The sequence below is a fragment of the Echinicola pacifica DSM 19836 genome (genome assembly GCF_000373245.1).
In the GTDB taxonomy this organism is placed as follows: domain Bacteria; phylum Bacteroidota; class Bacteroidia; order Cytophagales; family Cyclobacteriaceae; genus Echinicola; species Echinicola pacifica.
In genome coordinates this window covers 161,986-183,872 of record NZ_KB890738.1, presented here as the reverse complement: position 1 = coordinate 183,872, position 21,887 = coordinate 161,986, and the positions used below count along the sequence as shown (strand labels likewise).

General features: G+C 41.5%; 15 protein-coding genes. 14 read left to right on the top strand and 1 reads right to left on the bottom strand.

What is annotated here, in order from left to right:
• Window positions 1-2 precede the first annotated feature (2 nt).
• From B050_RS0100775 to B050_RS0100715, 12 genes are all read left to right on the top strand, one after another.
• The gene (locus tag B050_RS0100775; RefSeq protein WP_018471959.1) at window positions 3-524 is read left to right on the top strand and encodes an OmpH family outer membrane protein; all 522 of its coding nucleotides are present in this window, start codon (window positions 3-5) and stop codon (window positions 522-524) included.
• A 16-nt stretch (window positions 525-540) separates the two neighbouring features.
• On the top strand, window positions 541-1,095 hold the full coding sequence (locus B050_RS0100770) for an OmpH family outer membrane protein (RefSeq protein ID WP_018471958.1): 555 nt from the start codon (window positions 541-543) through the stop codon (window positions 1,093-1,095).
• Between the two features lie 298 nt (window positions 1,096-1,393).
• Window positions 1,394-1,699, top strand: coding sequence for a thioredoxin (gene trxA, locus B050_RS0100765; protein ID WP_018471957.1), 306 nt, complete (start codon window positions 1,394-1,396; stop codon window positions 1,697-1,699).
• Between the two features lie 320 nt (window positions 1,700-2,019).
• Complete coding sequence (locus B050_RS0100760) at window positions 2,020-2,508, top strand: DUF4168 domain-containing protein (RefSeq protein WP_018471956.1); 489 nt, start codon at window positions 2,020-2,022, stop codon at window positions 2,506-2,508.
• A 404-nt stretch (window positions 2,509-2,912) separates the two neighbouring features.
• Window positions 2,913-3,557 carry an RNA polymerase sigma factor gene (locus B050_RS0100755; RefSeq protein WP_018471955.1) on the top strand — a complete coding sequence of 215 codons (645 nt, stop codon included), beginning with the start codon at window positions 2,913-2,915 and terminating at the stop codon, window positions 3,555-3,557.
• A gap of 417 nt (window positions 3,558-3,974) precedes the next feature.
• Window positions 3,975-5,000, top strand: coding sequence for a FecR family protein (locus tag B050_RS0100745; protein WP_018471954.1), 1,026 nt, complete (start codon window positions 3,975-3,977; stop codon window positions 4,998-5,000).
• Window positions 5,001-5,166: 166 nt separating this feature from the next.
• Window positions 5,167-8,529, top strand: a complete 3,363-nt coding sequence (locus B050_RS21915) for a SusC/RagA family TonB-linked outer membrane protein (protein ID WP_083923227.1) — start codon at window positions 5,167-5,169, stop codon at window positions 8,527-8,529.
• Window positions 8,530-8,540: 11 nt separating this feature from the next.
• Entirely contained in the window at window positions 8,541-10,073 is a 1,533-nt protein-coding gene (locus tag B050_RS0100735) for a RagB/SusD family nutrient uptake outer membrane protein (protein WP_018471952.1), read from the top strand.
• 277 nt (window positions 10,074-10,350) lie between these two features.
• Window positions 10,351-11,382, top strand: coding sequence for a ferrochelatase (hemH, locus tag B050_RS0100730; RefSeq protein ID WP_018471951.1), 1,032 nt, complete (start codon window positions 10,351-10,353; stop codon window positions 11,380-11,382).
• A gap of 189 nt (window positions 11,383-11,571) precedes the next feature.
• Window positions 11,572-12,744, top strand: coding sequence for a CynX/NimT family MFS transporter (locus B050_RS0100725; protein WP_026235511.1), 1,173 nt, complete (start codon window positions 11,572-11,574; stop codon window positions 12,742-12,744).
• Between the two features lie 20 nt (window positions 12,745-12,764).
• A complete protein-coding gene (locus tag B050_RS0100720; protein WP_018471949.1) occupies window positions 12,765-13,367 on the top strand; it encodes a DUF2179 domain-containing protein in 603 nt (200 codons plus the stop codon).
• Window positions 13,368-13,369: 2 nt separating this feature from the next.
• The gene (locus tag B050_RS0100715; RefSeq protein WP_018471948.1) at window positions 13,370-13,894 is read left to right on the top strand and encodes a hypothetical protein; all 525 of its coding nucleotides are present in this window, start codon (window positions 13,370-13,372) and stop codon (window positions 13,892-13,894) included.
• Between the two features lie 11 nt (window positions 13,895-13,905).
• Here B050_RS0100715 and B050_RS0100710 read toward each other — a convergent pair whose 3' ends face one another.
• Window positions 13,906-14,775, bottom strand: coding sequence for a 1-aminocyclopropane-1-carboxylate deaminase/D-cysteine desulfhydrase (locus B050_RS0100710; protein ID WP_394363515.1), 870 nt, complete (start codon window positions 14,773-14,775; stop codon window positions 13,906-13,908).
• Between the two features lie 113 nt (window positions 14,776-14,888).
• Here B050_RS0100710 and B050_RS0100705 point away from each other — a divergent pair, with 113 nt between their 5' ends.
• Together B050_RS0100705 and B050_RS0100695 are read left to right on the top strand one after the other, a co-directional pair.
• The gene (locus B050_RS0100705) at window positions 14,889-15,926 is read left to right on the top strand and encodes an RluA family pseudouridine synthase (protein WP_018471946.1); all 1,038 of its coding nucleotides are present in this window, start codon (window positions 14,889-14,891) and stop codon (window positions 15,924-15,926) included.
• 1,571 nt (window positions 15,927-17,497) lie between these two features.
• Window positions 17,498-21,799, top strand: coding sequence for a hypothetical protein (locus tag B050_RS0100695; RefSeq protein WP_229802430.1), 4,302 nt, complete (start codon window positions 17,498-17,500; stop codon window positions 21,797-21,799).
• The last annotated feature ends 88 nt before the right edge of the window (window positions 21,800-21,887 follow it).

Here is a 21,887-nt window from a genome sequence, read left to right as displayed (position 1 = left end):
GGATGTTAAAAAGTCTTAAAATAGTATTACTGTTTATGGTCTTTATTTCTGCTGCGCAAGCTCAGAAAATAGGCTTTGTGGACTCTGAATACATTTTAAACAAGCATCCGGATTATAAAGTGGTCCAGGAAGAACTTCAGAAACAGGCGGATGTCTGGAAAAAAGAGGCACAAAATTTGGAACAGGAAATCTCAGAGATGTACAAGGCCCTGAAAGCAGAAGAAGTACTGCTGACTGAGGACATGTATAAGGATCGTATCCAAGCGATCCGAGATCAGGAAAAAGCCGCCCGAGCATTTAATACCAGAACTTTCGGTGTAAATGGGCAGTATTTCCAAAAACAAGATGAGTTGATGACACCTTTACAGTCAAAAATCTTTGACGCTATTGATAAGGTGGCCAAACGGAATGGTATTGGCATTATGTTCGATAAAGCAGCAGACTTATCGATGATTTATACAAATCCGATTCATGATTATTCGGATTTCGTAATTGACGAATTAGGAATAGAAGAAAACAAATAACTTAATTAAACAACAAATGAAGAAAGTGAAAATTATCCTTACAGCTATGGCTGTATTTTGCCTTGGTTTTGTTGCTAATGCACAGCAGGATGTAAAGATTGGTTATACTAATGTGGAGGCACTGATAAGCTTGATGCCTGAAATGCAGCAAATCGATGCTGACATGCAGGATTATGGAAAGCAATTAGATACCAATATTCAAACTAAAAGCCAAAGCTTCCAAAGAGAAGTAGCCGCTTATCAACAAGCATCTCAGACCATGACTGAGGAAGCTCGAGCTACTAAAGAGCAAGAGCTACAAAAACTACAACAAGAAGTTCAAAAATATCAGCAAGATGCTCAGTCTTCTTACCAAAGAAAATTAGGTGAGTTATTGGAGCCTGTACAGAATAAGGTATTTAATGCCATCAATGCTGTAGCGGCGGAAAATAACTATACTCACATCTTCTCTGAAAGTGCTGGTCAAGCTCCGATCTTGCTCTACACTAAAGAAGCAGATAAGTTTACCGAACTAGTGGCTGCCAAACTAGGAATCGAAATTCCTGAGGCGCTTCCGGAAGAAGGAAACTAAGAAACTTACTATCTTAATCTAAAAGCCCGGCTCGCCGGGCTTTTTTGGTTTTAGCCTCTTCTATTTTCGATTCTCTGTGCAAGTGCAGAGCTGCCTAAGGGAGTTGCAGGAGAATAGCTGCTAGGAGACTTATAGGTTTTTCTAAGTGTGCAGGACCTATTTAGCATACCACATGATCAGCTTACTCTAATGATTGGATAGGGAATAGATTGGGAACTGGACCAATAGTTGCGCTGTTTTGGGGAGTACACTTAGGGTGTATTGGCTTATTTTTGAGGAATTAAATGAGGATAGATAAATGGCGAAGAAGAAATTTAAAGATGTAATTAGGACTTCTGATGTCCCTGTGTTGGTGGATTTTTATGCTGATTGGTGTGGCCCATGTCAGACCATGTCCCCTTTAGTCCAGCAGATAGCAGATGAGCTGGAGGGTAAGATCAAAGTCATTAAGATTAATATTGATAAGAACCAGCAGGCTTCCCTACATTTTGGCGTTCGATCCATCCCGCATTTTATCCTATTCAAGCGAGGAAAGATATTATGGAGAAAAGGTGGCCTGATGACCAAAAGAGATTTGGAGAAATACCTGAAAGGCTTCCTGTAGCTTAAAGAATACGGATGCGGCCTTTCTAAATGAACCTTTCATTTGTGACAGTATCTTTCAGTCCGCAGCCAATGAATTTTTCTAATGGCCTTCCCTAAAGGGTACGATCCTATTTTGCCTCGCTATCCACCTATTGATATTAACGCTTACATTTATTTTTTTGAGAATAAATAGCAATAATCAGATTCTGTTTTGGCCTGAGTTTCAGGGATGTCTATAAAATATAATTATTCCTACTTTTTTAGCATAATATTTCTTGTCACAGTTCGTTATAGAGGTAATGAAGTATTAATTAGGATAAAAAACTAAACCAACCTATTATGAATTTTAAAAAAGAGATCAAATTTCTATCATTGTCTGTTGTTATGGCCTGTTTTGGCTTGATATTCAGTACTAATGTACAGGCCCAGGAAGTCGGCACAACGGATTTTACGGACCTTGAATACGAAAAATTTGTAGAGATCAATGCGGCTTTGATTCCCATGCAGGAGGAGGTTCAAGGCCAAATGATGAATGCGATAAAAGAGGAGGGACTTGAAGTGGAGCGTTTTCAGGAATTAGCCCAAGCCCAGCGTGGAGGGACCATCACTGATGCGACTGAGGACACAGAAGAGATCGCCAAGTTTAATAAGGCGGGGCAAAAAGTCATGAATATTCAACGGGGAATGCAAACCCAGGCGCAGGAAGTAATTAAGGAAAAAGAGCTTCCTATGGAGAAATTTCAACAGATGTCCATGGCCTATAGTCAGGATCAGGAGGTAAAAGCGAAAGTGGACACACTCATCAGCAAAAAAGTAGAACAACAATAATGTGTTTAGTGAGCAATGCAATCGACTAAGGTTTCTTTCCAGGAAATCATAGTTGAATAAAAAAAGCAGGTTTCGGCCTGCTTTTTTTATGCCCCAATCTCTGATCTTGGAGGCGGAGGAGGGCATAACTATTAAAAAAAGAAGTACCTAAACTGCTATTTTCTGAAATTCAGAAAGATGTTTTTATCACTTTGACTCACCGGTTTGATTTAGCTCCGCTAATTTTCGGTTTCCTCCATTAAAGTGTATTATGAATACATTATTAAAACAGGCGATCCTTTTAAAATTCTTTTATAACAAATGGTCCAGTTTAAAGAAATTGTAAATTTTTTCGTAATGATGCATAAGTATTTTGATATTGATTGAAAAATTTCGTTTTTGTATCGTCAATTAATTGAAATACAATGAAAGTTAGTGAAGAGTCTTTATTTACGACTGAAACTTTGATTGAGCCCAAAATTTCAAATTCTCATAATTCTTCTGAAAAGGATTTATGGGATTTATTTAAGTCTGGTTCCAAGGCCGCCTTTGTCAGGATATATGAAGATCATTTTGATTCTTTATATAATTTTGGGATGTGTGTATGTGGTAAAGATGACTTAACCAAAGATGCCATCCATGATGTGTTTTTTGATTTGAGAAAAAATGCTTCGAAAGTAGGTCCCACAGATTCTATTAAGTTTTACCTATTTAGATGCTTGAAGAGGAGGTTGATTCGCGAGCAGAAAAATTGGGGAAATCGAAAATCTGGCCTTGATTCTAACCAATTTATTGAGATTGGGATTTCTCAGGAGGAATTGATGATCAATCAACAACTTAATAATGAACAAGCTCAAAAGCTACTCCTTGGATTGAACTCACTGAGCCCTCGGCAAAAGGAGGTTATTTTTTACCTGTTTTATGAAGGAATGAGCTATGTGGAAATTCAGGAGTTAATGGGCTTATCTTGCCCAAAATCCGCAAGAGACCTTGCTTACAAAGCCTTAAAAAGCCTAAGAGAAATAATGACCTGTATTACTATCATAGGAATTGCTTCGGCCTTCCACTAAGGTTAATGAGGCTCAGGTCTGCTATCTCCATCAAAGTATAGCATTGCTTTGAATAGCCCAGCGAATTGTGCTAGCCTAGTTGGATAATTTTCATTTTTTAGGGCTGTTTAGGATCCATGCAGCCTCAACTATATTTTTTTCATTTGCTTTTATCTCCTCCGAGGATTTCATTTTTGTCCGGTTTATTGACTAAGGGTATTCCTTTACAACGCTTAGTTGCTCACACATTGGAGCGGTAAGATTTATTCAGTGCTTGGTATTATTATGAGAGATTAAAAGGGCAATAAATAGGGCTGAATTTTTTAATAATATCCCAAATCATCTGTCAATAGGCTATTTGAAAAAAAATATTAAAAATTTAGACGTTGTTTGAGGGGTCTTGTTCTTTGTCTTCTACAAGAACTATAAAGCTAGCTAATGTCTAAGTTTGAAGACCTTTTAAGTAACCCGGATTTTATAAAATGGGTCCATGATCCTTCTCCTATTTTGGATAGGTATTGGACATTATGGATGAAGCTAAATCCTGATAGAAGAGAGGATATGCTTATGGCCCGTGAGATACTTAAAAGGGTAGATTTTATTCCTTATAAAGCTGATAAGTCCACAAAGATGGATTTGCTAAATCGGCTCCTTGAGGAAGGGGATGGGCAGGAGCAGATCTCCACGCCTAATGAAAGCAAGGATAAAAACCCAAATTTCAGATCCAGATGGTTTACTATGGCTGCTATCCTGCTTGGGATTTTGTGTTTCACCTACATTTTTCAATTCTATACTGTCGATAATGTTCCCGCTCCAGTATATCAAACCTGGACTTCCAAGAGCACTAATAATGGAGAGAAGCTTAATTTCAGGTTGCCAGATGGCACCATCGTTTGGCTGAATTCAGGCAGTTCTTTGACTTACCCTACTTCTTTTGATTCGACTATTCGTTTTGTAAAACTTCATGGAGAAGGATTTTTTGAAGTGGCTGAAAATAAGGAAAAGCCATTCATAGTAAACACTGGTGAGGTAAATACCATGGCCTTGGGTACCTCATTTAATATTGCCAATTGGGAAGATAGTCCCTTAAGAATATCCTTATTCACTGGTAAGGTGGGGATTACTAATCGTGCGACTACGCAAAATGAGACCTTGGCTCCTGGACAGGAGTACCGCTTGGTGACTGGTTCGGGGAAGATGGAGGTCGCCTCATTTGACGATGAAAAAGTGTTAGCATGGAGAAAGGGGAAATTGATATTCGAAAATGCCTCTTATAAAGAGGTGAAAGATAAGCTGGAGCGCTGGTATGGGGTCTCTATAAATGAAAAAGGACTTCCTTCTTCATCATGGAATTTTACTGGCTCCTTTGAAAATCAGATGTTGTCAACGGTATTGACGACTATGTCAAGTATTGAGGATTTCACTTATACTATTAAGAATAAAGAGGTCTCTATCAAATTTTAAAAATATCGCCCAAAATAATTATGATGATACAGATAAATAGCCCCTAGTAAAAACCAACCAGCATAGGCTGGTTGGTTTTAATTTCCGCTTCTAGGAGGAAGTCATTGGGGAATGAAGATGCTCCTGAGAAGCTGCTTAATGAATAATCACTAAACCTTTCAAAATTATGAAATTAAAATTACAAAAGACAATATATATGTTGTCCCGGTATTTCTTATATGGGTTTATAATCCAGACACTTGTTTTCAATTTTGTATTTGCCAACTCTGTGAAGGGGCAGTATAAATCTATTGAAGAGGTGCAAGTTTCTTTTACTGAAAAGGAGCTTAAACTAGCTTCCTTTTTTAAGGAGGTGGAAAAGCAGTCCGCATTTGTATTTGTGTACGATCTAAAGGACATCGATAAAAATGCCAAAATCCTCCTAGGTAATAAAAATGGTTCTGTGGAGGACTATCTTCTTACTCTTAGTCGCCAGCTAGGATTGAAATTTCGGCAGGTTAATAATAGTATTGAGGTGAAAAGGGCTATGGTACGACTTCCTAGCCAGGAAGAGGACTATATGAAAAGGATTACTGGAAAGGTACTAGATGAGCTGGGCGACCCTGTGCCGGGAGTAGCCGTGAAGGAAATCGGATCCAGCAATGGAACGGTGACTGATATCGACGGGGGCTTTGTACTGGATGTCGCTGAAGGAGCAAGCTTAGTTTTTAGCTTTTTAGGCTATGAAAAGCAGACCATTGTGGTAAGTTCCCAAACGATCATAAACGTGACATTAGAGCCTGAGCTTCATGGTCTGAATGAAGTAGTGGTCGTGGGCTATGGTACTCAGAAAAAAGCAAACCTTACTGGGGCGGTAGCGACAGTTGGTGATGAGCAATTGAACAAAAGAAAAATTGCCAACTCTTCTTCGATGTTGCAGGGATTACTGCCAGGACTACAGGTAGTCCAGAATTCTGGAGCACCCAGTGGGGAGAATGTATCCATGTTAGTAAGAGGCTTCGGCACTTTCAGTGGGGCAGGGGTAAATCCTCTAGTGGTTATAGATGGGATTCCAGGGAATCTTTCTGGTATCAATCCAAATGACATTGAGTCGGTCACCTTATTGAAAGATGCAGCATCTGCCGCTATATATGGCTCTCGTGCTGCCAATGGAGTGATTCTGGTGACGACGAAGCAAGGGAAGTCGGGTCAAATGAAATTTACTTATGACTTTAATATAGGTCAGCATAGCCCAACAACTCTCCCTGATTTGATTTATGACTCAGCGGAATATATGGAGCTATACAATGAGGCAGCTTTGAATTCTGCAGGAGCCTCCCCGATATATACCTCCAGCGAAATCAGTGACTATAAAAACAGTACAGATGAAATTGCCTACCCCAACTTCAATTGGGTCGATTTTATGGTAAACCCAGCCTATGTCCAGAATCACTACCTGGGATTAAGTGGAGGTAGCGAAACGACAACCTTTAATATAGGTCTGGGATATGTGAATCAGCCAGGCACCATCAAGCCTTATCAATATGAGAAATATAACCTACGGATTAACTTGACTGCACAGCCGAAGGACCATATTAAGTTGGGCGTGAATACTAGTATTAATTACGATATTACCGATGATACAGGCTTTGACCTCTTTTCTTCCATACTTTCTTCCGGGCCTGACTATGCACCTCGTCTTCCTGATGGAAGATATTCACGGAATGCCTATGAAAAAGAAGTGAATGCCAATAGGTTTCAAGCCAACCCTTATGGTATGGCTAATGAAGTCTTAAGTGCAAAAAAAGGACTGCAGTTACAGACCAGTGCGTTTATTGACTTTAAGCTTACAGAAGGTCTGACATGGAAAGTGAAGGGTGGCCTGAACATAAATAATTATAAAACGAAATCGTTCGATGGGGAATTTTCCACTTATAATTACCAATCTGGCAACCTGTCCAAAATTGAGAATACCAACACCTTAGATATTAAAACTTTTAATGATCTATACCCTGTTTTATACTCTCATTTGACGTATGAAAAGAATGTAGGGAACCATGATTTCAGGATATTAGGGGGCTACCAGATGGAGTCGTATAAATATGAAAATCTAGGCTTAGGGAGAAAATCCTATTTCATCAATACAGCACAGGAGATCGATGCAGGCCCAGCGGCCAATCAATATACCTCTGGCAATTCCGAAGAATGGTCAATGATGTCCTTCTTTAGTAGGTTGAATTATTCCTACAATGACAAATACCTCCTGGAGGCAAACTTCAGAGCGGATGGCTCATCGCGATTTGCGGAGGGCAATAAGTGGGGCTATTTTCCTTCGGTCTCTCTTGGCTGGAGACTGTCAGAGGAAGGTTTTCTGCAAGACCTTACCGCGCTTTCTGATTTGAAACTGAGGGGTTCGCATGGGGTTCTTGGCAACCAGGATATCGGGTACTATCCCTATCAGAATGTGCTGATGATCGGAGCTAATGGAAGCTTTCCATTTGGCGTTTATCCCATAGATGGGGAAGTAATGACGGCAGTCTCCACTGGGGCTCTTGTAAATCCAAATATTCAATGGGAAACTACTGCAGTCACTAACTTAGGCTTCGACTTAAGTCTTTTCGGAGATAGATTGGCCTTAAACTTTGATTGGTTCAATAAGGAGACCTCGAATATTCTAAGGCGTGCCCAAATACCGGCTTATATTGGCCTTAATCCGCCAATTATCAATGATGGTAAGATGAGAAATACGGGCTTTGAGGTAGCGGTTAATTATAGAAATCAGGTGGGTCAATTGAATTACTCCGTAGGAGGAAATGTACAGTCTTTCAAAAATGAGTTGATTTCCTTTGGTGAAAGAGAGATAAGTTCTGTGACGATCAATGAGGAGGGTCACCCTTATAACGACTGGTATATGTGGGAGTGGATCGGTATATTCCAAAGCGAGGATGAAATAGCCTCCTCTGCTACCCAATCACCTATGCCTAGACCGGGGGAGCTTAAGTATAAAGATCAAAATGAAGACGGAGTCATCGATCAAAATGATCGGGTACACATCTCGGGCTCATTTCCAGCATTTACTTATAACTTCAATTTTGGGCTACAATATAAAGCCTTTGATTTTTCGGCGAGGTTTTATGGCTCACAGGGTGGAAAGAAATTCCTGAATAACCAAGGCGCAGCTCCTTTCTATAAAGGAACTCCACCTTCTGTAGAATGGAGAAATAGATGGACGCCGGATAATCCGACCAATGAGATGCCGCTTATATATGCAGGTGAAGATAACTCTCAGATATTTAATTCGCCTTCTACCTATTATCTCAAAAATGCCTCCTTCATGAGGTTACAAAATCTTCAGATTGGATACACCTTGCCACAATCTATTGTAGCTAAAATAGGCTTAGATCACCTAAGGGTATATTATGCAGGGGACAATTTGTTGACATTTAGTGATTTGGATGGATTTGACCCAGAGCGAATAAGTAACACAGGGACAATGGCTAATTACCCACAGAACAAAATCCACTCTCTAGGCCTTACCATAAACTTCTAAAGTAGAAAACCATGAACAGATATATAAAAATACAAGCTGTGATGCTGATAGCATTGCTAGGATTTGGCTTTCAAAGTTGTGAGGATTTCTTGGAGAAAAACCCCCTGTCAGCGGTTTCCTCAGAGACTTTTTGGCGGAATGATGAGGATGCCAAAAATGCTTTGGCCGGGGTGTACCAAACCCTCGTGACGGGTAATTATACCATTGGCTTTGGAGGTTTACGGACCCAAATAGATGGCTTAAGTGACGATGGGTACGGGAATGCCAGTTGGCCTGGTTCCTTTAATATTCCTCAGTCTGGAGATATTACCCCTACCACTGGCGGCGTGGTACGTGATTATTATTCGATCCCGTATAAGGGCATTGCCATTTGTAATTATTATCTAAACAATATTGATAGAGTACCAGAAATTGATGTAACCCTAAAGGAGAAATATGTCGCAGAAGTTAGGTTTATCCGTGCTTGGCATTATGCGACTCTCTTGCAGATGTTTGGCGGAGTGGTTTTGGTGCCTGAGGAAGTGACCTTGAGTGATGCCTATCTGCCTAGGAGCAGCCGTGAAGAAACCATGAACTATATCATTAGTGATCTGGATAAGGCAATTGAGAATCTTCCGAATGAGTCGTATGCGGGGCGCGCTGTAAGAGGAAGTGCGCAAGGCTTGAAAATGCGCGTTTTACTATACGAACAACAATGGGAGGCTGCGGCTGCAATTGGACAACAAATAATAAGCGAGGGGACATTCTCAATCGCCTCGGATTGGGCAGGAATCTTCGATGGTACATCCCAGGAAGGTAACTCAGAAATAATGTTTTCTATAGCCTTTGAAGCGCCAAATATGAGACATGAATACGATCGTATGTATGGCGACTGGGGCTCCTGCGCTCCACTTTGGGACCTGGTGAATGAATTTGAGTGTGTGGATGGTCAAGACATTGAGAGTTCACCATTATATGATCCCGCAAAACCCTTTATTAATCGGGATCCTCGCATGGAGCTTACGGTGATTCATGTGGGTGAAAATAGACCCTATTATAATGTGCCTTTGGAGGCTGGAGAGAAACCTACTAATTTCCTTTGGCAAAAAGGTTTATTCCTCGATCAGACTCCTCCATCTTCCGCCTCAAATAATGATCAGGATATGGTGCTGATAAGGTATGCAGATATTCTCTTGATGTACGCTGAGGCTCTAAATGAAGCTAGTGGTCCAAGTGCTGAAGGGCTCGCAGCAGTAAATGAGGTAAGAGCTCGGCCAGGAATCAATATGCCTGCTGTGGCCGGAGTAAGTAGTCAGGAGGAAATGAGAAAGGTGATCGCTCATGAAAGAAGAGTAGAGCTGGCAGGTGAAGGATTGAGATTCTTCGATATCAAAAGATGGAATGTCGCTCATATCCTAATTCCACAGGAAATAATCCCTGGCTCTATTACGGAACTGACTCCTAATGGGGTTCACAGAGTTTTTAACCAGAAGCAGTATTTATGGCCTATTCCTCAAACAGAGATCGATCAAAATCCATTATTAGATCAAAATCCAGGTTATTAAATTAGGAATTGATTCTATGAATTATTAGCTGCAAGTTCCTAGGAAGGAGCTTGCAGCTTTTTCATTATTTTTGAGGATGACTTTTTAGAAACTATAGAATCACAGCAGCCAATCAGGCCCGTACACCTTTCTTTGCCATTATAATTACTTTTTTTATTCTTAAATTTTATCCAGGTTAATTAAATAGCGTTTGTCTATCAGTCTAATATTTTATCAATTGGCAATTTGAAACAATAGGTTGTACTTTTGGTTTGTAATTTAATAAAGAGATAGATAAATGGATAAAGTGGCTAAGATAGGGGTATTGCTAGTGAATTTGGGAACGCCAGATAGCACGGCAGTGCCGGATGTTCGAAAATACTTACGGGAATTTTTGATGGATGAGAGGGTAATAGATATTCCTTTTCTTTCTCGATGGTTTTTGGTGAACGGCATCATTGCTCCCTTTAGATCTCCTAAGTCAGCGGCGGAATACCGCAAGGTGTGGACCGATCGAGGGTCACCACTCCTTTACCATACGGAGGACCTGCGGGATAAGCTGCGCCTAAAGCTAAGCCCCGCAGACTATCAGGTGGAGATCGCCATGCGCTATCAGTCACCGAGTATAGAGACAGGACTGGAAGCCTTACGCCAAGCCAAGGTGAAAAAAATAATTGTACTTCCCCTATTCCCACAATACGCTTCTGCTACCAATGGTTCAGTAATTCAGAAGGTGATGGAGATCGTCAGAAAGTGGCAAGTGCTACCTTCGGTGAGTTATATCGCAAAATTTATGGATCATCCATTGTTTTTGGAGGCTTGGAAGCGAGTGACGGAGGAATACACCCTCGACCGTGATTATGATGCCTATCTTTTTTCCTATCATGGCATTCCTGAGCGCCAGATTACCAAAGCCTCCTGCAACGGCTACTGCCAGCTAAATAATAAATGCTGCTCTCGTCAGACTCCATCCAATCAATATTGCTATCGTGCGCAGTGTTTTCATACCAGTCGCTTACTTACCGAGAAGCTTGGCTTGCCAGCAGAGAAGGTGCATACTTCCTTCCAGTCCCGCTTAGGCAAGGATCCGTGGATACAGCCTTATACCGAAGAAACCATCAAAACCCTGGCGGCTAGTGGAGCGAAGAAAGTGTTGGCTTTCTCCCCAGCCTTTGTGGCGGACTGCCTGGAGACCACCGTGGAGGTGGGCGAAGAATATAAAGAAGTCTTCGAGGAGGCCGGTGGTAAGCAGTGGGATCTGGTTCCTTGCTTAAATTCACACGAGGTATGGGTGGATTGCGTAAAAGCTCTGGTGGAGGAAAATTCCTAAGAGAATCGCCAGGTAGAGCAGGATAGAATGTCCTGCTCAGGACTCCTCTTTATTGCCGCTTTATGCAATGCCCTTCCTTTTTGGTATTAATGACCTTTATTATTTCTTTTGGTGGATAAAAAATTGAGTTTTTGCCTATTTCCCTGAGTTTGAACCTGTACCTTTGGGCCTGAATGAATTGATTAAAATATGAATCAGGCCCTTTCCAAGAGAGATATATCTACTCGCTTACTGGTACCCGGTATTATACTCATTAGCTTTTGTCTTCGTCCTACGTTGACATCAGTGGGGCCCTTGATTCCTATGATCCGGGAGGACCTAAGCTTAAGTAATGGTCTTGCTGGATTTTTGACCACCTTGCCACTTATAGCATTTGCGACTTTTTCACTTTTTGCCTCAGGGATTGGGGCACGCCTGGGCAATGTCAGGGCGATTTTGCTGGGTCTAATACTCCTGGGCATTGGTACTGTCATCAGAGTACAGGGAGGTTCATTTTTATTGTTTGCCGGCACCGCATTGACGGGAGTGGGCATCGTGATATGTAATGTGCTGATCATTCCTCTAATCAAATTAAAACTTCCAAACAAAATAGGTATAATGACCAGCGTTTATACGACAGGAATGTCGGGCTTCGCGGCGGTCGGAACAGGCTTGAGTGTCCCAATAGCGATGGAGTTGGGCTGGCGAGGTTCTCTTTTGTCCTGGATAGGCTTGATAGTGATCGCCATACTCCTTTGGATTCCTCAGGTCAAAACCAAGAAGGTCAAAGGTGCTGATGAGGGATTGAGTGGTGGGAAGAATGTGTGGAAGTCCCGGCTAGCCTGGGAAGTTAGCCTATTTATGGGAATCCAATCCACCATGTTTTATACCTTGATCGCTTGGCTGCCCGATCTGTTGATCTATCGGGGCTTTACCGCAGGTAGCGCTGGCCTGGTGATGAGCCTGATGCAAGTGGTAGGCTTGGTAGGCTCCTTCTTAGCTCCATTGGTTGCCGTAAAATACGCCTCCCAAGTCAGGATTGCCGTGGGAATGGGACTGATTTATTTTGTAGGATATACGACCTTATTCTCCTCCAATGAACTGATCTTATATACTGGACTGACTCTCATTGGCTTTTGTTTAGGAGCCAGTATTAGTTTGGCCTACACTTTGATCGGCCTTCGCACCGAAGGAGGAACCACCGCAAGGCTGTCTGGAATGGCGCAGTCCGCAGGCTATTATTTAGCCGCTTTGGGACCGGTCATGGTGGGGATATTATTTGACTGGAATAAAAACTGGAATATATTGATCATCATGATGATAATTTGTGCTCTGAGCTTCGCTTATTTAGGGTCCAGAGTGGGAAGAAATGTTAAAGTATAGTACAATCAAACGTAATAGTTATGCAAGAATTCTTTAGTGGTTTAGGAGTGGACGATGATTTGTTTACCTATGTAATCATGCCTTTGTTGATTTTCTTTGCCCGTGTAGGGGATGTCTCTATCAACACGCTCCGCATTATGTTCGTATTGAATGGGAAGAAGAATGTGGCTCCCATTTTGGGGTTTTTTGAGGCCTTGATTTGGCTTTTGGCCATTGGACAGATCTTCCAGAATATCGATAATCCTATGTCTTATCTGGCTTATGCCGGCGGCTTTGGCGCAGGAACCTATATTGGGATGGTATTCGAAGAAAAACTGGCTCTCGGTAGGGTGCTGGTACGAGTGATTACCAAGGAGCCTATGCCTGAATTGATAGAGTTTATGAAAGAAAGAGATTACCGCTTCACCAGCCTTGGTGCTGAGGGTCGATTCGGTAAAGTCAATCTTTTATTTACCGTCATGAAGCGTGAGAACCTTAAGGAATATGTGAATAAGATCAAATCGCTCAATGATAAAGCATTCTACACTATAGAAAGCGTGAAGCGTATTTCGGAAGATGACCTTAATATCATGGAGGATAGACCACGATTTACCACACGTATTTTTGACAGAGTAAGGAAATAACGATGGATATCGCAGAGGCAGTCAGGACGGAGCACTCCAAAGTAATGGCATGCAGGATTGCCGATTATATCGCAGATGATGCCTCCAGGTTTGCAGTCCTGATGGATGTGTTTTTTGGCGATGACTACCGGCAGACCCAAAGGGCTTCTTGGCCCTTCGGGATGGTAGTGGAGCAGTTTCCTGAGCTGCTACTGCCTTATTACCCCAGGGTGATAGCGATGCTATCCCAGCAGGATGTACACGTGGCCGTCAAAAGAAACCTGCTGCGGGTATTGCAGTTTCAGCTGATTCCTGAGGACTATGAAGGGGAGGTGCTGGATAAGGCTTTTACCCTTTTCGAATCCAAAAATGAAGCTATTGCTGTGCGGGTTTTTGCGATGCAGGTGGTCTATAACCTATCCAGGAAATTTCCTGAAATTCAGCCGGAAATAAAGTGGATCATCGAAGAGTCCATGCCTTTTGCTTCAGCAGCATTTAAAAGCAGGGGAGGGAAGATCCTGAAGGAATTAAGTAAAAATCGTCAATGATTCTCCTAGGCTTAGGAGCTTCTTAAGTTTTCCTGATGGCGCATATTGAAGCCCTCTATCCCTTGCAGGCCTCCCGAATGAATCAGTAGAATGGAGGCATGCTCATGGAAATAATCCTTTTTAATCAAATCATATATTCCATAAAATAATTTGCCAGTATAAATGGGGTCCAGCGGAATGCCGTTTTGATCCGTGAACTCCCTCATAAACTCGATCAGCTCTTGCTTGTATTTGGCGTAGCCGCCAAAATGGTAATCCGTAAATAATTCATATTTCGCCTTAGGCTCAATCGCATGGCTTTCCAATAAGCATGCAATTTCCTTATGTATAAATTCCCCCTTGAGGGAAGATATGCCTAACACCGTCTGGGAGGCTCTTGCAGAGGCGATCAATCCTGTGAGAGTGCCTCCTGTACCAATAGCCGCACCGATATAATCCATGCGATGATCCTCTTCCCTCAATATTTCCATACAGCCCTTTATGGCGAGCTTATTTGTGCCTCCTTCAGGTATCAGGTAGAAAGAACCAAATTGGCGACGAAGGTTCTCTACTACCTCCGCTTGCTGTTTATTCCGGTAAGTCTCCCGATCCATATAGTGGAGGCTCATGCCGCATTCTTTGGCATATTCCAAAGTAGGACTTAATTGCTTTCCCGCTTCCCCTCTGATGATACCTATGCTCCGAAGCCCCAGTGCCTGACAGGCTGCTGCAGTGGAGTAGATATGATTGGAGTAGGCTCCGCCAAAGGTAAGTATTGTTTTATGAGACCTGATTTCTGCCTCCTTGAGATTATATAAAAGCTTAAAGTACTTGTTTCCTCCTGCCGTGGGATGGATAAGGTCAAGCCGCTTTATATATAGATTCACCTTTTTGGAAGTCAAAAAGGGTGATTTTATTTCTTGATTGGGATGAAAAGTGCCTTGTAACAATTTATTATTGGTTGAATTATCATAAAATTATCAAAACTTTCAGGTTAGTGCCGTATTTTTGCAGGATGAATGAGGAATTTGACGAGGAAAATTTTGAGCAAGAAGGTGAAGGCCTGTTCGAACATTTAAGAATCACTGTAGATAAAGGCCAAACCGCAGTGCGGGTGGATAAGTTTTTGACTGATAAAGTAGGTAATGCTACTCGGAATAAAGTGCAACAGGCCATTGAAAATGGAAGTATTCAGGTGAATGGCCAGAATATCAAAACAAACTATAAAATCAAACCTGGCGACGTGATCACCATGCATCTGGAGGCAGACCATCAGCCTACGGAGGTGATTGCGGAAGATATCGCCTTGGACATATTATATGAGGATGACCATCTTCTAGTGGTCAATAAGCCCGCAGGAATGGTCGTACACCCTGCGTATGGTAACTGGACGGGTACTTTGGTAAATGGCCTAGTGTACCATTTTAATCAGTTGCCGGAGCTTCCTGGTAATTCCGGTCGCCCGGGATTGGTGCATAGGATAGATAAGGATACTAGCGGTTTGCTTGTGATAGCTAAGTCTGAGATGGCCATGACGCATCTGGCAAAGCAATTTTTTAATCATACCATTGAACGTACCTATTTGGCTCTGGTATGGGGTGAGCCCACAGAGGATCAAGGTACCGTGGATGCGCATGTAGGTCGTAATGCCAAGGATCGAAAGATGATGGATGTATTTCCTGAAGGAGAATATGGAAAGAATGCCATTACCCACTGGAAGGTGATTCAGCGTTTAAGGTATGTTTCCCTGCTCCAGTGTAATTTGGAGACGGGCAGAACGCACCAGATCAGGGCGCATATGAAATACCTCAATATGCCCCTCTTCAACGATCAAATGTATGGCGGAGATAAGATTCGCAAAGGAACACAGTTTTCAAAATATAAGGCATTTGTAGGCAATTGCTTCAAAACCCTTCCCCGACAGGCTCTTCATGCTAAGTCCTTAGGCTTTGTGCATCCTGCTACTGGAGAGCCTATGCAATTCGATACCGAGCTTCCCGCAGATATGAAAGAAGTACTGGATAGATGGCAGAACTATGTTGTTAGCACCTGATTGCTTTAAATTTTAAAAAATGTTAAAATTTAAACTTTCTTTTTGCGCTAACGTTATTTAAACTGTCTATTATTTGATGGGATTTCAAAAGGAAACCCAAAATGGATTACAGAGTTTTCAAATTACGGGAGATAATGGGCTATTGTTCTATAAGTATTTTCATTTAGTTATCGATTGCATTAAAAAAAATGTAAAAATTCGTTAAAACTTTTTGAAAATTTTTGACTTTAGATTTACTGCCGTATCTTTGTAGGGTAATCAAGAGGAAGTAGAAGATTTCCTTTACGATTCAGGAATTGTAAGGCGCTAGACGCAAATGGCGAGCACAACGCTCTGAAAGGTTCAAGTCCTTTTCTTACAACAGGTTATTTTGGGTTTATTGTTAATTGACTAAAGCTATGAGATTCTATTTCATAGCTTTTTTTATGCCCTTATTTTTTTCTAATGCATTTATTATACTTTAAATACTGCCTTCTGCGCCGCCGTTTTTCTAGCCATATTTTTATAGATTTTACTAGGTTTTCACCTAATTTTCAGCAGTGAATTCCCCCAAAATGAGGAGGAATGACTAATTTTTCTAATCTCTACAAAGATTTATTTGGCGCGACTTATTGAATATTCTGCAAACGTTTCCAAAATAATACGCAATTGTAATATAATTTGGTTTTATGGATTTTGTTTAAAATTTTATTTGTCAATTAGGCCTTAGGTCAGATATAAATAAGGTGCTGTTAAGGATTTGTTAAAAATGATACTCAGAATCTATGCTTAATTATCGAATAATTTTTCAGAATGGGTAAAAATAAAAATAATGAAAAAATACCCGTATTTGGTTGAAAAAATTTTAAAATAAAATTCACTTTATTACCTTTGAAGCATCAATCAATCAAAAGGATTGCAAATATTGTAGGATGTTGAAATTGGCAGACAAGCCCTCCTGTCTCGGGGGTGGAGATTATTGGATAAAGCACACATAGAGCTCTTGTGTTGCCTAACTTCTCCGTGGAGGTTCGAGTCCTTCTCCTACAGCTATAATCAAGAACAATTTTAGTCGCTTATATTAAGCCTAAGATTGTTCTTTTTTGTTTTTATAACCCCTGACTTTTGCGATCCTGCTTGCCAAGCTATTTTAAATACCTCCATCTACTTAATTTCTCCGGGTTGTTTTTTTGAAATCAAGGGGTTCTATAATTTCTAGCAATGACATCAATACTGGACCTGTAATAATCAGTCTTTTTATTGATGGACAAGATCTTCAGATGAGCAGTGAGATAGGGGAATCAGCGGTGAGGGCGTATTAGAGAGTGAAATTCGACCAGTTTCATGATTTTTCGGGTATGACTTTTGTTAAGAGGCATTCAACTAGAACTAATATGTGTATATTTAGTATGGAGACTGAGCAGAGGTAATATTATTGGTCGTGAGACTATAGTAATGCGCTTAGTGCAGGGAAGGATAAATACAAGTTTGACGAAGAATACGAGGGCCTATTTTTTTACTATTGTAAAATAGAGGCTGCTTTAATATATATTGTTTAATAGATGGAGGAAAAGGCTACAAATAAGATAAAGTTGAAAAGATCACAGAGGAGATTGATTCACTTTTCTGCTGTATTGATTCTTACGTTATTATTCCTGCAGGTATTGCTTTATTTTGGCTCTGACCTTTTGCTCAGAAGCTATATTCAGAATAAAGTAGATGAGGCCTCAGACGGTAAATACGAGGTGAGTTTTGATAGATTTCGTCTATCCTTATTTCAGCGTGGGTTTTATTTTGAAGGCTTCAGCCTTTCACCAAATAAGGGAAATGATTATTGGGAAGATGATAAACCGATATATCGTGTTCAGGTGCCCAAGATCTCCGTCAAGCGGCTTAGTTTTGATTTTGGAGAAAAGATTTTAAGATTGGGGGAGGTTCGCTTTGAAGGTCCTAATATTCAGACCCGTCAGGATCTTCAGGAGACAGACTCCGTCTCTTCGGTAAGCCGGTTGGATGAGTTTCAAGCTGAGCTTCGAAAATCCCTGGAGCAGGTCCCGTTGGAAGATCTAGTGATCGGCAATCTGTATCTGGACGATGCGGATTTGCTGATAGAAAACTTTGTCAGCCAAAAGTCCATTCGGGCGTTTAATACCAATTTCCAACTTAAAGAAATACATTTTTTAAAAGACAGACCATTAAAAACCCCCTTCAACGCAGAGGGCTTTACTTTGGAGCTGGAGAATTTTGAAATGCTCCTCGCCGATAGTATCCATTTACTAAATGCAGAGCAGATCAGAATTTCTTCCTTAGACAGCATTATCTCAGCCTCCAGGTTGAGTTTGACTCCTGATTTGACCAAGCCTGGGGAGCAATATTATGAGGTTCATCTAGAAAACCTACAGCTCAGCCAGGCAGATATCAATAGAGTCTTTTATACCACCAATGTGGATATCGGTAGCTTGAATTTGAAGCGACCAGAATTTATTGTGTATTCCGAATTGAGCCCTGATACCAAGGATGAGGACCTGTCTGATTATAGCTTATACCCTTTGATGAAGGATATTTTGGCCTCGATCAGCATCATTGATTTGAATATTGATGAAGGTCATTTCCTCCAACGAGGTGTAAAAGACGAATTCAAAAATAGAATTGAGGTGGCCAAGATAGATTTTGCGATGCAGCAAGTGTATATCGGTCCGGATGAATCTCGAAATGAAAATCAGTTTTTCTATGCGGACCAAGCCACCCTAAATATGCAAGGAGTGAAAGTGGTGCTAGCTGATGGGATCCACTGGCTGACAGGTGAGGAAGTGTATCTCAGCTCTTCTGAGGATGTGGTGAAGGTAAAGGGAGCTCGCATGGAGCCCTTTAGGGAAACTGACGGCTCAAAGACCTTGATAGAAGTGAGTATTCCTGAGTTTAATCTGGAGCAAGCTCACCTAAAGAAAGTATATAATGAGAATATTCTCGATGTGAAGGACTTCATCATCCGAAAGCCCTCCGTACAGTTTACCAATGTCCAGGCAAGGGAGCAGCAGATGGAGGGACAGACGATCAAGGAGCTGTCTAAGAACTTTCTGCGGGGTATATATATCGGCTCATTAAAACTCCTAGAAGGTGATATGACGCTCAATAATACCTTACAGGCCAATAAAGACAGTGTGTCTTTTGAGAAGGTGACGATGATTCTGGAAAACTTTGCAGTGGATGAGCGCACAGAAAAGAATAATTCATCTAGAATGTTTTTGGCAGAAGACCTGCAGCTGGTGCTGGACAACTATGCGATGAAGCTAACTGATGACCTTCATCTGCTGAAGGCGGAGCGAATTTTCATTGATACCAAAGCCCAGTTATTGAAAATTGATGGATTTAGCTTCGAACCCCTCATGCCTGATCAGGTGATGGAAAACCTGCAACGCTTAGGGAAAAGGACGGTTTTGGATATTCAGGTGCCAGAATTTTACCTAAAGGGAATTGATATTCGAAAGGCATATTTCGATGGGGAACTAAAAATAAAATTGGTCGAAGTACCCTCTCCCGATATTAGGCTTAGCCGATATATGGCGCGTTCGGCAGATGAGGAAAAGGTCGAGATCAATGATTTATATACCTTAGCCACCAGTTATTTTTCCTCCGTAAAAATTGATTCTTTGAGTTTGGAGGAAGGGTCCATAGCCTATGATAATTTTGTGCGGGATAGTATTAAGACTTTCGCAGAGGATAATGTTTCTATTCGCATAAAGAACTTCATGCTCGATGAGGAGATCTCCCCGAGGAATGCGGAGACTTTTTTCGCTGAGGAGCTAGACATTAGCCTAAACAACTATGTGTTTAACGTCGCAGACGGGAAGTACTCCCTTCATGCCGACAAGATCAGTTATAACTCTAGCCGTGATGAGCTCATCACGTCCAATGTACGATTAAGACCGCGCCGAGACTTGGGAGTGAAGGTCACCTTGGGTGCTGATATCTCCAATCTGAGTTTTATCGGAGTGGATATGGATCGTTTTTTCTTTGACAATACCCTTGCAATGAGTAAGGTCAAGATGGTGGATGCAGAGGTGAATTTGTTTCTGGATAGGGGAGAGCAAAAATCCCAAAGCCCAACGGGTTCCGCCAAAAAACCTCGCGCCAGAAGCCTTCCCAAGCGCTTAGATGTCATTCAGATTGACACTATAGAGGCTGAAAATGCTCGATTCAATGTGTTTTTTAGCAACAAATCTTCCGAGCACAACCTTATCGAAACCGGCATTAATCTGAGTTTTTATGGGTTCCTATTGGATTCCGCAAGGCTTCATAAGGGAGATATCATTGGCTTCTTTGATAATATGTCAATGGAAATTGATGATTTTAGCCTTGCCCTCCAAGATAGCATACATACCCTTGGCTTTAGCAAGGTGGAGCTGGACACCAAAAGTGATTTAATACATATCCAAGATCTTCGCGTGGAGCCCAATCGCTATAGTGGATCCCCTGGAAAGCCCATTATTGAGGGCTTCATTCCTCTCGTTACCTTGAAGACTCAGTCCATTGCCGATTTCCAGGAAACAGGAAGTCTGGACATCGATGAGATGATACTAAATGATCCAGAGCTGAAAATCTACTTGGATCAAAAGGAAAATAAGGGAGCTGGGATTACGAATTTGGATTCTACTGTTCAGCAGGTGGTGAAGCAGCTACACATTGAGGAATTTCACCTAAATCGCGGGATGGTGGCCGTCCATGAGAAGGACTCTGAGCATATGGTGAGGTCTTTTAATGGACTTAATGTGGCCCTAAGTGATCTTAGTTTCGATCTCTCCAAAGCAGCAGATTTTGACAAGAGTGTTTTCCTGAATAAGGACTTTTCTATTGAGCTACCCGAATATGAGATCATGCTTCCCGATAGTATGAATGTGCTGAAGATAGGCTTGATAGTGCTCTCTCACGATAAAATGCAGCTAAAAGACCTTGAGTTCTTACCTCGGTATGGCAGGTATGAATATATGCGCAGGATGGGGTCCCAGACGGATTACGTTCAAGCCAGTATTCCTGAAATCTGCTTTAATGATATAGATTTAATCCACCTGATCGAAGATCGTGAAGTGATCGCTAGAAGTATGTGGGTCCACGATCCAGATATCAGTGTCTTTAGGGATAAGAGAGTAGTATTTAATGATAGCATCTTCCGTCCCATGCCTCAGCAACTAATGAGGTCATCAGGAATCAGCATGGCTCTGGATACGCTTAAGATGTATGGAGGAGAAGTGGTCTATGAGGAATTTCCCGAAAAGGGCATGGTGCCTGGCAAGATCATGTTTGATTCGCTGCATGCATGGATCTATCCCTTCCACTTAGCTAAAACGCTGGACTCCGATTACCTTCCCGATACGACTTTTTTGAAGGCCACAGCTAGAATTCATGGGGTGGCGCCTTTGGTATTGGATGTGGCGATGAGTTATGATAGTCCTTATCCCATGTTTGTGGATGTAAAGACTGGGACCTTTGACTTGGATGTGGTGAACACCATAATGGCTCCCAATGCCTTCCTAAAGGTGCGGGAGGGGAGAGTGAAGCCTTCCCATTGGACATTTACAGCTGACAACGAAAAGGCGGTAGGAAGTATGCGCTTGTATTATAATGGCCTTAAAGTGCAGCTACTTGACGAAAGAACCCTAAAGCGGGCTAGAGGCAGAATGGCGATGCTTAATTTTGTGCTGAATGCTTTTGCTGCCAGAGGTAATAATCCTCGTAAACTCTTTAATAGACTGGTGGAAGCTCCAGTGTATTTTGAGCGTGATGATCGCAAATTTATTTTTAACTATTGGTGGAAAGCCTCATTGTCCGGGTTTAAGGGCTCCCTGGGCCTGGGACATGCAGGGCCTGCACGCAAAGAAGAGGAAGATGAGAAATAGAAATGCAGCCTTATATCAAAACCATTGGACGATATACGTGCAGATTTATGGATAATATTTTAGATTTGCGTTTCGTAAAAAGAATTTC

Coding starts and splice junctions, on each gene's coding strand:
- B050_RS0100775 (WP_018471959.1), top strand. CDS start 3: ATGTTAAAAAGTCTTAAAATAGTATTACTGTTTATGGTCTTTATTTCT.
- B050_RS21915 (WP_083923227.1), top strand. CDS start 5,167: ATGAAATTAAAATTACAAAAGACAATATATATGTTGTCCCGGTATTTC.
- B050_RS0100755 (WP_018471955.1), top strand. CDS start 2,913: ATGAAAGTTAGTGAAGAGTCTTTATTTACGACTGAAACTTTGATTGAG.
- B050_RS0100705 (WP_018471946.1), top strand. CDS start 14,889: ATGAATGAGGAATTTGACGAGGAAAATTTTGAGCAAGAAGGTGAAGGC.
- B050_RS0100715 (WP_018471948.1), top strand. CDS start 13,370: ATGGATATCGCAGAGGCAGTCAGGACGGAGCACTCCAAAGTAATGGCA.
- B050_RS0100720 (WP_018471949.1), top strand. CDS start 12,765: ATGCAAGAATTCTTTAGTGGTTTAGGAGTGGACGATGATTTGTTTACC.
- B050_RS0100760 (WP_018471956.1), top strand. CDS start 2,020: ATGAATTTTAAAAAAGAGATCAAATTTCTATCATTGTCTGTTGTTATG.
- B050_RS0100725 (WP_026235511.1), top strand. CDS start 11,572: ATGAATCAGGCCCTTTCCAAGAGAGATATATCTACTCGCTTACTGGTA.
- B050_RS0100735 (WP_018471952.1), top strand. CDS start 8,541: ATGAACAGATATATAAAAATACAAGCTGTGATGCTGATAGCATTGCTA.
- B050_RS0100745 (WP_018471954.1), top strand. CDS start 3,975: ATGTCTAAGTTTGAAGACCTTTTAAGTAACCCGGATTTTATAAAATGG.
- B050_RS0100770 (WP_018471958.1), top strand. CDS start 541: ATGAAGAAAGTGAAAATTATCCTTACAGCTATGGCTGTATTTTGCCTT.
- trxA (WP_018471957.1), top strand. CDS start 1,394: ATGGCGAAGAAGAAATTTAAAGATGTAATTAGGACTTCTGATGTCCCT.
- hemH (WP_018471951.1), top strand. CDS start 10,351: ATGGATAAAGTGGCTAAGATAGGGGTATTGCTAGTGAATTTGGGAACG.